This window comes from Maribacter vaceletii (genome assembly GCF_003634105.1).
Classification (GTDB): Bacteria; Bacteroidota; Bacteroidia; order Flavobacteriales; family Flavobacteriaceae; genus Maribacter_B; species Maribacter_B vaceletii.
This window is the reverse complement of record NZ_RBIQ01000008.1, coordinates 742,388-758,511: the sequence shown is the minus strand read 5'-3', so window position 1 is coordinate 758,511 and position 16,124 is coordinate 742,388. Positions and strand designations below refer to the sequence as shown.

The following is a 16,124-nucleotide window of genomic DNA, read 5'->3' as shown; positions in this document are numbered from 1 at the left end:
TTCTTATTTTTTAATTAAGCTTATTGTTTTGCTCTCCCCGTTATACTTATATTTTGCTAAATACATTCCTCTTGGCATATTAGATATATCTATAGTAATTGGCGTAGAAGTATCTTTTATAAAAGAATTGGTGTAAACTAGTTTTCCAGAAAGGTTGTAAATAAAAATTTCAATATTTTTAGATGCAACATTAGTATCAATATTTAATAAACTTTCTATAGGATTTGGATATATAGTAAAGTTATCTTCCCTAATAAAAATCTTTTGTTCCTGAATTCCTTGACAGTCTTTATCCGTTTTAATAACTAAATTGTTTTCTCCTTTTTTAAGGTTTAGAGTAATGTTATTCTTATCTGTTACGGTTAGTTCATCATTTAAATTAATTCTAAAAATATCACCTCCTTTAAGAGTTAGGTTTACCTGTTTACTATTTGATGAAACTTTTGCACTAAATTCAAAGGCATCTGGTTCTTCTACAATAAGTTTAAAACATTGTTCAAAATCTGGATTAGAGTCTATTGTGATACAAACTTCGTAATCTCCTGCTTTTAAATTATTAAAAGTAGCAGTTTTTGTAAAGTCTTTACTATTAGAAGTACTTCCTGTAATAGTTGCTTTGTAGTTTAGAGTTTTGGTAGCTGTTATTTCTATACTACCATCATTGTTTTTACTACAACTTTCTCCGGTGACTAAAACTCTAAAATTATCTTGCTTTATAGTGTTTCTAACACAACCTTCTCCAGGTAAGCCATAGCATTTATTTGTAGGTCCTGCATTTATATTCCAATCTACTCCAGGCTTCCAAGTAGCTTCACCAAATTCGTATGCTCCGGCATCTGGACTAGCGCCGTTAAAATTTTCTGTATAGCCAACAATTTCTCTACCAAAATCTATTGCTTCTGAATTTTCTTTTAACAAAAAATCATTGTTTTCAAAATCTTTAAAAATAGTATTGCTTACTAAGTTGTTTTGCTTGTCTGATTGTGGTTCCCAGGTAGCTTCTGTTTCTTGGTTTCCTTGGTTATTAACAGCATGTTTGTCGGTAACATTATTCCATACTTTTACATTGGTGAATTGGGTACCTTCTTTGTGCCAAGCACCCATTGTACCACCATCTGCTTTAACTAAGGTGTTATTAAAAATGTCTATGTTTGTTCCATTCCAATTTATTTGAATGGCTGTCCATTCTACATTCCAAACCACATTTCTAGATACACGAACATCCCCAGCACTATTATCTAAATATATTCCTGCTGCTTTTTTTAAATTGCCTCGGCCTTCTGCATCATGAAACCAATTGTGATGAATATCCATATCTAAATTTTCGCCAATAGTGTATAATAAAGCGCAATCATCTGCAATTAAATTACTGTACGAAATATCATTCCAAGCAACTTCAGAGCCTTTAGATATTATTTGTAATGCATCTCTGCCGCCCCTTGTAACAGTATTATTTAAAACTTTGGCGTTGTTTTGCCCTCTTACCATTAAAGGAGCATCATAAGATCCTAAAAAATCAAAATTATGCACATAGCAATTTTTAATAGTTGTAGCTTGTCCAGAATCCCAAATACCTGTGCCATCTCCAAAACCAACTTCACATTTTTCTACTGTAGTGTTTTCAGCATTCCAACCTATATTAATTGCATTTACTCCAGAATTAAAGTTTGGGTTTATACCTCTTGTCATACTTCCATAAAAGCTAGAAATACCATTTAGTCTATTTCCATTTCCAGAAATTTCTACGGTACCTCCAAAAACGGCTAAATTATTTATTGTAATATAATTTTTGTTTGATAGGTCTATTGTTCTTTCTCTTCGTGCCATTTTAACTTCTCCATCTGCTGGAGCGGCCCCATTTGGGAGTTTAATAAATAATTCTTTTGTAGCGGTATCAAAATACCATTCATTTTCATAGTCTAATGCTTCTTTAATTCCCTCTAAATAATAATCTCCTAAATCACCAGGAGGGTGGGCAGAAATAATCCAGGTTTGATTTTTAACGGAATCAAAATTTATTCTGCCTGTTGTACTACTTTTTATCCAGGCTCTCCAAGTAGTCCATCCAGAGCCGGGTCTATCGCCATAAAAAACTAGAGAACCTCCATTAGACCAATCCCAATTTGGTATTTCACTATCCGTTAAAAAAGCATTTGTAGATACTTCATCTTGACTACCTCCATCATTTCTTAGGGAGTTTAGTGTAAACCTATCTCCATCAGTATTATTTGGCCAACGTGCTAAATCAAGAGCATCTGTACCGTTCATCACAAAGTTTCGTTGCTTTAAATCCCAAGTAACGGTTGTTTTATATATGCCAGTTCCTTCTTCTACCCAATTACTTAGGGCTTGCATAGCTGTAATAATAACTTTTTCATTTTGGTATGCCTGAAAAGTGATAGGATTCCCATTTTCTCCAGAATTAGCAGGTAATAAGGTTTCTTCATATGTACCTTCTCTTATAAATACATTATCACCTGCAACTGCTTCATTTGCTGCTTTTGAAATTGTTAAATACGGAAAATCAATTGTACCAGAATTGGAGTCATTGCCATCTTTTGCTACATAGATATCTTTTGAAAAAGCAGAATAGCATAGAAAAAAAGCAATTAATTTTAAAATTATCTTCATATTATAAAATTTTATAACGCAAAAATATTTTAATGTATACTTAAATAAGATGCCATATTATTTGTTTTAGGCATCAAATAGTCAATATTGGTTATTTAGAGTAATCTTTTAAGAGTTTTTCTTATTGTTTTATAGAAGCAAAAGACCCTAAGTTTGTGAGTACTGTAAAAGCTATAGAAAAGGAGCTTAGTAATGATGGTTTGTTATATAGATATAAAAATGAAGATGATTTTGGATTATCATCTTCTTCTTTCACTATTTGTACATTCTGGTTTATAAATAGTTTATTCAAAATAGGGGAGGAAGAAAAAGCTTTAGCTTTATTTTAGAAACTTCTGGGTTATAGTAATGACCTTGGTTTGTTTAGTATGTAAATAGATTTTAAAACCAAAAGGTTACTTGGGAATTTCCCACAAGCATACTCACATTTAGCAATGATAGAATGTGCTATTTTGTTTTCTAAAAGAATGATGTGCAAAAGATTTTAGAGAAGCTACAATAAGAAGAAATTGAATTAATTAAAAAGAGTCCTATATACTTATGTATTTAGGATAATTTTATTTTCTACTAAAAGAAAGATATGTTGTCAACAATTTCTAAAAGTAGTTTCTTTTGCTTTTCTGTAGTATAGAATAAATCTATGCTAAAAGCAAAACTATTAATTTTAGTGTTGTAAGAAATAATTTTTTTGTTTTCTCCCCCCATTAGCATAAAAAAAGTTTTTTGCGGAACATCACCTTGTGATTCTATTCCGTGATATTCATTAAACAGGACACCAGAAATTTTTTTTGTTTGAATATCTCCATAATCTGGATTATGTAAATTTTCAAATTTACTAGTGTAAGCACCCAATGGATTTCCAGAAAGATTATGTGCACGTATAGCTATTTGACAATCAGGACCATTTAAATCTCTTTTGCTTTTTTTAGAGCTATAATTTCTCCAAGCTTCAGAAGTACCAGTTTCTATGAAATTTTGAAAAAAATCAATTTCAATAAGTTCAGGTTCTAAAATTAATAAATTACAGTTTTCTACATCTTTTGCTAGTCTAGAAATAATAGGGATAGAGTCTCTCTCAAGTAGGCTTTTATTTACATAATCATATTTCTTATAAGCACCTTCAAACCCTTTAGGAATGGAGATTTTAAATTTAAAAAAATTATTGCAATAAACGCTATCCGAAATATTGCCAAAATCAAAATATTCTTGGACTATGGAGTTTTCTTCATTTTCATTTTCTTTTTTTTGTGAGAATTTGGTTTTATAAGGGGTAAGAAATAGATATAATAAAGCTATAAGTATTACAACTATACTTATTTTAAAGATATATTTATTTATTTTATTATTCTTTTTCATTGTATACTATATTTAGTTTTAAATTAGGTAATAAAAAAAGAAAATATTACCCTGTTTACAGTGAAAAAAAAAACCGCTCCAAATATAGAACGGCAATTAATTGTAAAAGAGAACTTTTTTGTTTTAAAAAAAATTAATTTAAACTATTCGAAAAATTAATTACACTTTCGGCTTTTTTTAATAATTTTTCATGACTGTCAATAGTTGGGTTTAGTTTCATATACTGTAATTGTTTTTTAATTTTTTCATATTTTTTAGAATCTTCAAGAATTTCAACAAAACCTCTGGCGGTTTTAATATAATCGTCTATAGATCTATAATACATTAAAAAAGGAGAGGGCCTAGAAATATTTAACTCATCTTTAACTGTTTCTTTATTATTCGCTAGCTTTTTAAATTCGGTGTAATGTTTTGCGGCTTCTTTAAGGTTACTTTTAAAATCTTCTACATTAATAGATTGGTATTCATCAAAAGTAATGTTGTACAAAGGAGTAATACTTTTTTTAATACTTTGAATAATCATTCCTTTATTGTAAAGTAACATTTTATTATTTTCTTTATACTCAGCTAAAGCTTCAATAGACATTTTGTTGTCAATTATTTGTACAGCAGCCCCTAAGTTGTCACTTGCTTGAAGAAATTCTGTTAATGGTTTTCTTACTTTAAAATAAAGTTCGGATGCTTTTTTAAAATCATCATCTTTATAAGATTGTAGCTTATAGTAATCGGAGAGTTCTTGAAGAGGTACTATTAATTCATTATAAGAAGCAACAAGTTTTGGGCCAAGAGCATCTAATTCCTCAATTTTTGGTTCCTCATTCATAATTTTGTTGAGGTTTTTTATAACAATACTTTCTTTAATAGTTGTTATATAATAGTTTTGTTGTTCTTTTAAAGGGTTACCATTTTTATCATTAATAGTATTATAAATTGACTTGTAAGAACTCTCTACTCTAGGAGAGACCTTATTCCATACAGCTACATATGCGTTATACTTGTTTATAAACGCTTGTTTTTCTTCATCAGCATTAAAAGATGTTTCTGTCGTAGTCTCATGCTCTTTAGAATTGGCTTTTTTGGTGTCTCCACAAGAATAAATTGCAATTACTATTAGGCAAATAATTAATGTGTTTGTTAGGTCTTTCATTTTTATTTTACTTTAATGGTTGTTCAAAAATACAATGCCAAAATCAATTTTATATCACTGTTTTCCGTTAAAAACAAAAAAACGCTCCAATTTGGAGCGTTTTTTCTTCTATTTGAAAACCACAGTTTTCTATTTGAATTAGCTAAAGGTATAACCATTATCTGCAGCTACTTTATCCGCAATTTGTGTGCGTAAAGCTACTACGTTAGGTTGATTAGTATATTTTGTAAAACGTTTAAGCCCCATAAGCATCATACGTTGTTCATCACCTTCTGCAAAAGAAACAACAGCTTCTTTTCCTTTTTGAACAATTGTATCTACAGCAGTGTATAAATATAATTTAGACATTGCAATTTGTATTGCTTGTGCATCTTCACTAGATCGTTTTACATTTTTCTCTGTTCTTAATATGGTAGATTCTGCCATATAAATTTCAATTAAAATATCGGAAGCAGATAGCATTAATTGTTGGTGGTTTTCTAATTCTGGACCAAATTTTTGAACCGCAGAACCTGCGACCATTAAGAATACTTTCTTTAATCTTTTTATTAAATCTTTTTCTTCTGCAAATAATTCGGAAAAATCTGGGGCGTCAAAAGAAGGTATTCCCATTAATTCTTCGCCAACTGCAGTAGCTGGTCCTAATAAATCTACATGTCCTTTCATTGCTTTTTTAACAAGCATTCCTACAGCTAACATTCTGTTAATCTCGTTTGTACCTTCATAAATACGAGATATTCTAGCATCTCTCCAAGCGGATTCCATAGGAGTATCTGCAGAGAAGCCCATACCGCCAAATATCTGAATTCCTTCGTCGGTACAGTTTTGTACATCTTCAGAAACCGCTACTTTAAGAATAGAACATTCAATAGCATATTCTTCAACACCTTTAAGTTCTGCTTCTTGGTGCGTGTTACCTGCAGCTTCTCTTAAGGCAATTCTATCTTCAATATTTTTAGCAGCTCTGTAACTAGCAGATTCGCCAGCGTAGCAATTCGTAGCCATATTTGCAATTTTAGCTTTAATAGCTCCAAAGTTCATAATAGGAGTTTTAAATTGCAAACGTTCATTGGCGTAGTTGGTAGCTTCGCCAATTACCCTACGTTGGGCATCTAAACAAGCTGCTGCTAATTTAATACGGCCTACATTAAGAGCATTCATTGCAATTTTAAATCCGTTTCCTCTAGTAGAAAGCATATTTTCTACAGGAACTTTAGTTTCATTAAAGAAAACTTGACGAGTAGAGGAGGAGTGTATTCCTAATTTTTTCTCTTCGTCTCCTAAAGTAATTCCGTTGCTAGGGTCATTTTCTACAATAAAACCAGTAATATTTTTATCATCCTCTATTCTAGCAAAAACAATAAATACGCTGCAAAAACCTGCATTAGATATCCACATTTTTTGACCAGAAATACTATAGTGTTTTCCATCTTCAGATAAAACGGCTTTAGTTTTTCCGGAGTTAGCATCAGAACCTGCACCAGGCTCTGTTAAACAATATGCCCCAAACCATTCACCAGAAGCTAATTTTGGAACATATTTTTGTTTTTGTTCTTCGGTACCATAAAGAGTAATAGGCATTGTGCCAATTCCTGTATGTGCACCAAAAGCAGTACTAAAAGAACCTGTTGCACCAGAAATATAATCACAAACCAACATGGTAGATACAAAGCCCATACCCATACCACCATAAGCTTGGGGAACTGCAATACTTAATAAGCCAAGTTCCCCAGCTTTACGCATAGTTTCTTCCGTATAAGCATAGTCTTTTTTCTCAAAACGTTCCCAATGTGCCCAAAGTTCTCTATCTACAAATTCTTTGGTGCTATCCCGCATCATTTTATGTTCTTCGGTTAAATCTTCTAACGTAAAAACATCTTCGCATTTTGTTTCTTTAACAAGGAATTGTCCTCCTCTAAGTAATTCTTTTTCTTCTGTTGCCATATTTTTAATTTCTTATAATTATGCCTCTGTTTTGCACAGATGATAGTCTTTGTTCTAAATTCTCTTCTCTCTTTTTAAGAAAGAAATTCAAAAATCCCGGCAGCTCCTTGTCCTGTTCCAACGCACATGGTTACCATACCGTATTTTCCTTGCATGTTACGTTTACGCATTTCATCAAATAACTGAACGGATAGTTTTGCTCCTGTACAACCTAAAGGGTGGCCTAATGCAATTGCGCCACCATTAACATTTACAATGTCTTGGTTTAGATTTAATTCTCTCATTACGGCTAAAGATTGCGATGCAAAAGCTTCATTAAGTTCTATTAACTCAACATCATTTTGTTTTAAACCTGCTTGTTTTAACGCTTTTGGAATAGCTTTAACAGGTCCAATTCCCATTATTCGAGGCTCAACACCAGCTGCAGCATAATTAACTAAACGAGCAATAGGTTCTAGATTTAATTCTTTAACCATATCTTCACTCATTACCATTACAAAGGCAGCACCATCACTCATTTGCGAAGAATTACCTGCAGTTACGCTACCACCAGCAGCAAAAACCGCTCGTAATTTTCCTAAAACTTCTTTTGATGTTCCTTTTCTAGGTCCTTCATCTTTAGTTACCGTATATTTTTTTGATGCTTTTTTTCCATTCTCATCTACATACACTTGTTCTACATCAATGGGTACAATTTGGTCTTGAAAGCGGTCTTCTGCTTGTGCTTTTAAAGCTTTCATGTGAGAGTTGTAAGCAAACTCGTCTTGGTCTTCTCTAGAAACTTTAAATTGATTTGCTACAGCCTCTGCAGTATTCCCCATTCCCCAGTAATAATCCTCATGACCAGCCTTTACTAAATCGTAGTTTAGTTCTGGTTTATTACCGGTCATAGGAACAGAGCTCATACTTTCTGCACCACCAGCAATAATACAATCGGCCATTCCTGCCTGTATTTTTGCCGTAGCTATACCAATAGTTTCTATTCCCGAAGAACAAAAACGGTTTACTGTTACACCAGGAACATCTACGATATCTAGTCCCATTAAAGAAATAAGTCTAGCCATATTTAGTCCTTGAGAGCCTTCTGGCATAGCATTACCTACAATAACATCATCAATACGTTTTTTATCAAAATCTGGCAACTCCTTCATCATATACTCGATGGTTTCTGCTGCTAGTTCATCTGTTCTTTTAAAACGGAACACGCCTTTAGGTGCTTTACCTACTGCGGTTCTATAAGCTTTAACTATATATGCTTGTTTCATTTTTATTTTTTAGTATTAAGTAATAAGTAGATAGTACTTAGCACTTAATGATTTTGAATTTCAATTTTTATATCTTAATTCTATTATATGTCAGTTACTTTTATGCTTTGTACTGACTACTTAATACTAGAAACTTTAGTTTCTTAATGGTTTACCTGTTTTCAACATATGTTGAATACGCTCTAACGTTTTACGTTCTGTACATAAGGATAAGAAAGCTTCTCTTTCTAAATCTAATAAGTATTGTTCGTTTACTCTTGTGGGTTCCGATAAATCGCCACCAGCCATTACGTAAGCTAATTTATTTGCAATTTTCTTGTCGTGCTCACTTATATAGTGGCTAGCTTCCATAGAATCTGTTCCTACTAAGAACATCCCAAGAGCTTGTTTTCCTAGAACTTTAATGTCTTTGCGCTTTACAGGTCTAGTGTAACCAGTCTCGGCCATTAATTTAGCATGTGCTTTTGCCGTTGCTATTTGGCGGTCTTTGTTTACTACAACAATATCTTTTCCTTTTTGAAGAATACCTAAATCATACGCTTCATATGCAGAGGTAGATACTTTTGCCATACCAATAGTTAAGAAGTATTCTTGAAGAACATTTAGTTCTACATCTCCTTTGCTAAATAAGTCTGACGCTCTAACAGCAAATTCTTTAGAACCACCACCACCAGGAATAACGCCTACACCAAATTCTACTAAACCAATGTACGTTTCCGCTGCAGCAACCACTTTGTCTGCATGAAGTGAAAGCTCGCAACCACCTCCAAGTGTCATGCCATGCGGAGCAGATACAGTTGGAATAGAGGAGTAGCGCATACGCATCATAGTATCTTGGAACATTTTAATGGCCATATTTAGCTCATCGTACTCTTGTTCTACGGCCATCATAAAAATCATTCCAATATTAGCACCTACAGAGAAATTTGCTGCTTGGTTACCAACTACTAAACCTTGAAAATCTTTTTCGGCTAAATCTATTCCTTTATTAAGGCCGGCTAAAACATCGCCGCCAATAGTATTCATCTTAGACTGGAATTCCACATTAAGAATACCATCTCCTAAATCTTCAATTACAACACCACTGTTTTTAAATACTTCTTTAGTTTTTCTAATGTTATCTAGAATGATAAAAGCATCTTGTCCAGGTACTTTTTTCATAGTTTTAGAAGGAATGTCGTAGAAATATGTAGCGCCGTCTTTTACAGAGTAAAAACTAGTTACTCCAGCAGCTTGCATATCTGTAATCCATGAGGCAATTTCTAAACCTTCTGCTTTTGCAAATTCTATTCCTTTTTCTAAAGTAACTGCATCCCAGATTTGGAAAGGACCATGTTCCCAACCAAAACCAGCTTTCATAGCATCATCTATCTTATAAAGTTCTTCTGTAATCTCAGGAATTCTATGCGAAACATAAGCAAATAAAGCTCCAAAGCTCTTTCTGTAAAATTCTCCAGCTTTATCTTTTCCTGCAGTAAGCACAGAAAACCTGTCTACTACTTTATCTATGGTCTTTGTAAGTTCTAGGGTAGCAAATTTTGCTCTTTTTTTAGCACGATAATCCATCGTGTCTAAATCTAAAGTCAGTATTTCACTTTTCCCTTTATCGCCTTTTACTTTTTTGTAAAACCCTTGGCCAGATTTACTTCCTAACCACTTGTTTTTCATCATGGTATCAATAAAATCTGGAAGTTTAAATAAATCTAAACGTTCATCTTCTTTACAATTTTCGTGTATACCATTAGCAACATGAACAAGGGTGTCTAAACCAACAACATCTACAGTTCTAAAAGTGGCAGATTTTGGTCTTCCTATTACTGGACCAGTTAATTTATCTACCTCTTCAACCGTCATCCCTAATTCTTTAACCGAATGGAATAAACTTTGAATACTAAAAATACCAATACGGTTACCAATAAAAGCAGGAGTATCTTTTGCTACTACGGATGTTTTTCCTAAAAATTGTTCTCCGTATCCGTTTAAGAAGTCTAATACTTCAGGGGAAGTTTTAGGTCCTGGAATTATTTCGAATAATTTTAAGTAACGTGCAGGATTAAAGAAGTGAGTTCCGCAGAAATGTTTTTGAAAATCATCACTACGGCCTTCACTCATAAACTTGATTGGAATACCTGAAGTGTTTGAAGATATTAAGGTTCCGGGGGTTCTATGCTTTTCGATATTCTCGAAAACCATTTTTTTAATATCTAAACGTTCTACAACAACTTCTATAATCCAATCTACCTTAGCAATTTTAGCAATATCATCTTCTAAGTTACCAGTAGTAATTCTACTAGCAAATTTCTGATTATATATAGGTGAAGGTTTCGATTTTAATGATGTAGTAAGCGAGTTATTTACCAAACGATTTCTTACTACTTTATCTTCTAGAGTAAGTCCTTTTGCTTTTTCTTTATCACTTAGTTCTCTAGGAACAATATCTAATAACAAAACTTCTACTCCAATATTGGCAAAATGGCATGCTATTCCGCTTCCCATTATACCAGAACCAATGACGGCAACTTTATTAATATGCTTGTTCATTAAATTACTATTATTTATTAATGTTATTATCTTTAGTATACACTTTTTTGTCTGCGATAAGCTTGTTAATGGTTTCTGTAACTTCAAAAAAGTTTTTTAACTGTTCCGGAGTAACATTTTTTTTAACAGCTTCGTTAAAAATTAATACTACGTTTTTTGAGTCTACTCTTTTTTCTAATCCAAACTCTGTTAAATGTATTAATACACCTCTACCATCATTTGGGTTTGGTTTGCGTTCTATGAGTCCTTTAACTTGCATACTTTTAAGTATTCTAGAAAGACTAGTGGCTTCCATACCCATTTTTGGACCTAAAGCTGTAGAAGGAGTTCCTGTTTTTGGATCTATACTTAATAAAGTAAAACCAATAGCCATAGTAGTTTCAAACTCTTTTGCTTCTTCATTATACATTCTTGCTACAGCTTGCCAAGTGGCTCTTAGAGCATAATCTATAGTAAGTTCCTTCATACATGGTTTCTTTGTGGTGGCAAACAAATATATGAAAAATTTACTATGCATGCATAGTAAATTGCAAAAAAATATAATATTTAAATTTATTTAGGTGTTTTTATTATCGCCCATATATGTCATTATATAAAGAAAGGTATTTTTCTTTAATAATTTTACGTTTAAGCTTAAGGGTAGGGGTTACATGGCCGCCATCTATACTCCATATTTCTGGCGTTAGTCTAAATTGTTTAACTTTTTCCCATTTAGCAAAATCTTCATTTGCTAAATCTACTTCTTCTTGAATTCTGGCAATAACTTTTGGGTTAGTAGCAATTTCTTGAGGGTTGCTTAGAGCCATACCTTGTCTTTTTCCCCATTCTTCTAAAAATTCAAAATTTGGTTGTATAAGTGCAGCAGGCATTTTTTCACCTTCGCCAACCACCATTATTTGTTCTATAAAGCGAGACTGCTTAAACCTGTTTTCTAATAATTGTGGCGCAACATATTTACCACCAGATGTTTTAAACATTTCTTTTTTACGGTCCGTAATTTTTAAAAATCCTTTTGTATCTATTTCTCCAATATCTCCAGTATGAAAATAGCCATCTTTAATTACAGTGTCTGTTTTTTCTTTGTCTTTATAATACCCCATCATTACTTGAGGGCCTTTAACACAAATTTCTCCGTCTTCTGCAATTTTAACTTCTGTTTGTGCTATTAATTTGCCTACAGTGCCTATTTTAAATCCTTTTTCACGCATATCGTTTACAGATACAACAGGAGAGGTTTCTGTTAAACCGTAGCCTTCCATAACACCAAATTCTGCAGCATTAAACACTCTAGATAACCTAGGTTGTAGTGCAGCACTACCAGACGCAATGAGAGATAAGTTGCCTCCTAAGGCTTCTTTCCACTTACTAAAAATTAGTTTTCTGGCTATTTTTAACTTTCTTTCATACCACCATCCGTTTTGTCCGTAAGGTTCGTATTTTAACCCTAAGTCTACAGCCCAGAAGAATAACTTCTTTTTAATACCTGTTAATTGTGTTCCTTTAGCTATTATGCCATCGTATACTTTTTCTAGTAATCTAGGAACAGCTGTCATTACATGTGGTTTAGCTTCTTTTAGATTATCACTAATCTTATCCATTGCTTCTGCATAATATATAGTTACACCTCTATATTGGTATAAATAAATAAGCATACGCTCGTACACATGGCATAAAGGTAAAAAGCTAAGAGAAACCGTATTACCATCTTCTATAGGGAATCTTTCAGAACTTGCTATAGCATTACTAACTAGATTATTATGCGATAACATTACACCTTTAGGTTGGCCAGTTGTACCAGAAGTATATATTAATGTTGCTAAATCTTCTGGTTTAACAATATTTTTTAAATCTTCTACTTCATTTTGGTTACTAGCGTCTTCTCCAAGCGATAAAACTTCATTCCAACTCTTACAATCTGATAAATCATCAAAAGAATACACTTCTTTTAAGTGTGGTGTATCTTTTTTAACAGCTTTAACTTTACTAAGTACTTCATCACAAGAAACAAAACAATATTTTGCTTCGGAATGATTTAAAACAAAGGCATAGTCTTCTTCAGAAATTGTTGGGTATATTGGAACATTTTGAGCGCCTAATTGTAATACACCTACATCTATAATATTCCACTCCGTTCTATTGGTCATAGATATTACGGCAATTTTGTCATTAGGTTTTATTCCTAAACGCAAAAGACCTCTACTAATGGCATTTGCTTTATCTATATAATCTTGAGTAGATGTAAAAATCCATTTTCCATTTTGTTTAGAAACTAAAGATTTTTTTAAATTAAATTTTTCTAATTGATAATAAGGAAAATCAAAGAGACGGGTAACTTTATGCATATAAAAATTTTGAGTGAGAATTTGCAAAATAAGAAAAGGAAGTTGTATTCTAAAATGAGATTGCTAAAATTAATGCTATTTTTTTAATAATTGTTAAATTTTAACATAGGTATTATACATTTAAATTTGTTTTTATCGAGTTTTTCCATTCATCTACAATAAAACGGTTTTAATCTAGTTATATACAACATTCATCTAAATGTAAGAAAAATCTTATATGTTTTTAAATACATTTATTTAAAATTGATTAACCCAAATCTTTTAAAATGGAAAAAAACTACTTCTCTAAATCTTTTACAAAGAATATAGCATTAATGCTGTTTACCTTATTATTAAGCTTTAATGCTCGTGCACAATCAGAACCTTTTTTATGTGATTTTAATGCTTATTTATTTCAGTATAATGATATATATGCATTAGACTTAGCATCTGGAAGTTCCTATTTAGTTGCCGAAAATGTAACACCAGGTAATGTTAATGGAGTGGGGTATAATTCTACAGATGGTTATATATGGGGGTATTTATCTAGTCCGCAAAAAACTATAGTTCGTATTGGAAAAGATTTTCAAGTACAACAATATACTTTCCCAGAATTAACTACAAATAATAAATATGTTGGAGATATTTCTATAGATGGTATTTATTACTTTAAAGGAGGCGGAACTTCCTTTTATAAAATAGATTTAAATCCAGATTCAGAAACATATCTACAATACCTAGGAGAATTTACGTTAAGTAAAAATCTATCAATAGCAGATTGGGCTTTTAATGCTGCAGATAATAAATTATATACTGTAGAAAGAAACTCTAATCACCTTTACCGTATTGATCCAGATACTGGTGTGGTTACAGATTTGGGTGAAGTGCCAATTCTTAAGGGTCTTAATTATGCTTTTGGTGCAGTTTATTTTGATGTAGATGGTAACTTTTACATCTCTGCAAACCAAACGGGTTCTGTATATAAAATAAATGAAGTTCAGAGTGTTGTTAATGGAATAATGTTTTCCAATATTTTTGCTTTTGGTCCTGCAGCATCTAGTAATGATGGTGCACGTTGCCCAACGGCTCCTGTGCCACAAGAAGATTGTATAAATGGTATTGACGATGATGGCGATGGCCTGGTAGATTGTGATGACCCTTCTTGTTCTGGCGTTAGTGCTTGTCCTGTAATTACAATAACTTCTGGAGGTAATACTGGTGGGTTAGAAAGTAATGATAGACTAGCAAATTTAATTATTAAGAGAAACTATAATAGAGCTAAAACAAATTATAAGTTTGATAAGTTGTTGGCTAAGAAGGTTAAGAAAACTATTAATTATAAAAAGAGTAGTAAAACTTCCCCTTCGGAAATACCATTAAATAGCTTAGTGCCATTAGGTATTGTTGGGGAGACGAGCACTATAGAGTCTTCTCCTGCAGATTTGCTAGAGTTAACAAATGCATCGGATATTTACTCTGTAGATTATTTAAAAGATACGGAGACAGTTAGTGCATTAATGGTTATTAAAACAGATAATAAAGTGTACGAGCACAGTAAATTTATTTGTGATCGTTTCTTAGGTGCTGAATTATTATCCGTATCTACTATTCAAATTAGAGAAAAGGATTTTATAAAATCTAGAATTAAACAAGCAGACGGAAACATAGAATTTGCATTAACTTTTTCTGCAAGATTAGATGAAAATCAAAAATTTGTAATAGAATCTCACTGGAATATAGATAAATATGAAGATAACACAATGTACTATAACTTCCAGGTTTGGTCTAATTCTATAGATGATTTAGTTTCCTTAGGAGAAGAAATATTAGACTTGTTAGAAGCAAATGCAGAAATCACAGATTATACTGGCTCTACACCGCCACCAGTGTTTGTAAAGTCTGCTAGTTATAAAAATGGAAAAATTAATATGCATGTTGTAAATAACAACAATACCAAGGAAATTTTTATGGATGGTGGTTTAAAAAGAACCGAAACAGGAGAAACTACTTCTATGAGTTTACAAGCTTCTATAGATGGTTATATAGATTCTGTAGCTGTAAATACAGGTTCTTTATTCGATTTTGGATTTAGAATAGAAAATAGTAACGGAGATACCCCAGATGATTTATTTGTAGCTGATGCTCCTTGGGGATTAGATGATTCTGGAAATGGAACAATGATGAATACTTACGAAGTGTTACAGAATGAAATTCCGTATACGGGTGATGGTTTTAGAGTAGAGAGAAATATAAAATTATCTGGTTCTACAAAAGACTATATAGGAGTGTATAGAGCGTTTAGTCCTAGGTTCCTTGCTGTAGATTTATCGGAATATAAAAACTTGTCTTTTGAAGCTTCTGGTACGGGAACTTTAGAAGTGAAATTACAAAAGGGTAATGGCGAAGAATATATTTCAGAAGTACAATTAGAAGAAGAAAGTCAAATATTTACAATGCCAGATGAGGTATTTAAAAATAGTTCTGGAGACGTTGCAGATTTTTCTAGCCTAAAAGTTTTAACTTTTATATTAAAAACTAATAATGGGAATACAGAGGAGAAATCTTTAAACCTTTCTAATTTAGATTTTAATAATGAGGAGTCTAAGTATGAGTATGTATTGGCCGATACTAAAAAGGCAGTTTTAATGCCTAACCCTATAGAAACAGAGGCTACACTTTATTTTTTCGAAGAAAAAGATGCGAAATATACTTTTGAAATTTATACTGTAGGGGGGCATTTATTATCATCACATACCTTAAAAGGAGATACGCAACAAGGGCAAAATGAAATAGTAGTTTATAAAAGAAACTTACCAACAGGAATTTATTTGTACAAGATTACAAGTACAAATGATAAAACGTGGAGCGGTAAAATGGTTATTAGATAATGGTTTTAGATTAGTGAATGTTGTAAATGGG

General features: G+C 32.2%; 9 protein-coding genes and 1 pseudogene. 2 read left to right on the top strand and 8 right to left on the bottom strand.

All coding sequences use genetic code 11. The features are described 5' to 3' along the window. Positions 1-3: 3 nt before the first annotated feature. On the bottom strand, positions 4-2,631 hold the full coding sequence (locus tag CLV91_RS10925; RefSeq protein ID WP_121067785.1) for a T9SS type A sorting domain-containing protein: 2,628 nt from the start codon (positions 2,629-2,631) through the stop codon (positions 4-6). Between the two features lie 119 nt (positions 2,632-2,750). Here CLV91_RS10925 and CLV91_RS10920 point away from each other — a divergent pair. Next, a pseudogene (locus tag CLV91_RS10920) lies at positions 2,751-3,119 on the top strand (glycoside hydrolase family 15 protein); the annotation flags it as partial. Between the two features lie 79 nt (positions 3,120-3,198). On the opposite strand, the gene CLV91_RS10915 reads toward CLV91_RS10920, so the two are convergent. The 7 genes from CLV91_RS10915 to CLV91_RS10885 all read right to left on the bottom strand — a co-directional run bounded on the left by CLV91_RS10915 (position 3,199) and on the right by CLV91_RS10885 (position 13,226). Beyond that, positions 3,199-3,987, bottom strand: coding sequence for a hypothetical protein (locus CLV91_RS10915; protein WP_121067783.1), 789 nt, complete (start codon positions 3,985-3,987; stop codon positions 3,199-3,201). Positions 3,988-4,120: 133 nt separating this feature from the next. After that, a complete protein-coding gene (locus CLV91_RS10910) occupies positions 4,121-5,134 on the bottom strand; it encodes a DUF3829 domain-containing protein (protein ID WP_121067780.1) in 1,014 nt (337 codons plus the stop codon). 138 nt (positions 5,135-5,272) lie between these two features. Further along, positions 5,273-7,078 (bottom strand): acyl-CoA dehydrogenase family protein, encoded by a 1,806-nt coding sequence (locus tag CLV91_RS10905; RefSeq protein ID WP_121067777.1) that lies wholly within the window; start codon positions 7,076-7,078, stop codon positions 5,273-5,275. Between the two features lie 74 nt (positions 7,079-7,152). Further along, the gene (locus CLV91_RS10900; RefSeq protein ID WP_121067774.1) at positions 7,153-8,343 is read right to left on the bottom strand and encodes an acetyl-CoA C-acyltransferase; all 1,191 of its coding nucleotides are present in this window, start codon (positions 8,341-8,343) and stop codon (positions 7,153-7,155) included. Positions 8,344-8,478: 135 nt separating this feature from the next. After that, positions 8,479-10,884, bottom strand: coding sequence for a 3-hydroxyacyl-CoA dehydrogenase/enoyl-CoA hydratase family protein (locus CLV91_RS10895; protein ID WP_121067771.1), 2,406 nt, complete (start codon positions 10,882-10,884; stop codon positions 8,479-8,481). 10 nt (positions 10,885-10,894) lie between these two features. Beyond that, positions 10,895-11,350, bottom strand: a complete 456-nt coding sequence (locus tag CLV91_RS10890) for a MarR family winged helix-turn-helix transcriptional regulator (RefSeq protein WP_121067768.1) — start codon at positions 11,348-11,350, stop codon at positions 10,895-10,897. Between the two features lie 103 nt (positions 11,351-11,453). Beyond that, a complete protein-coding gene (locus tag CLV91_RS10885) occupies positions 11,454-13,226 on the bottom strand; it encodes an AMP-dependent synthetase/ligase (RefSeq protein WP_121067764.1) in 1,773 nt (590 codons plus the stop codon). A 266-nt stretch (positions 13,227-13,492) separates the two neighbouring features. On the opposite strand from CLV91_RS10885, the gene CLV91_RS10880 reads away from it, so the two are divergent. Next, positions 13,493-16,093, top strand: coding sequence for a T9SS type A sorting domain-containing protein (locus tag CLV91_RS10880; RefSeq protein ID WP_121067762.1), 2,601 nt, complete (start codon positions 13,493-13,495; stop codon positions 16,091-16,093). The last annotated feature ends 31 nt before the right edge of the window (positions 16,094-16,124 follow it).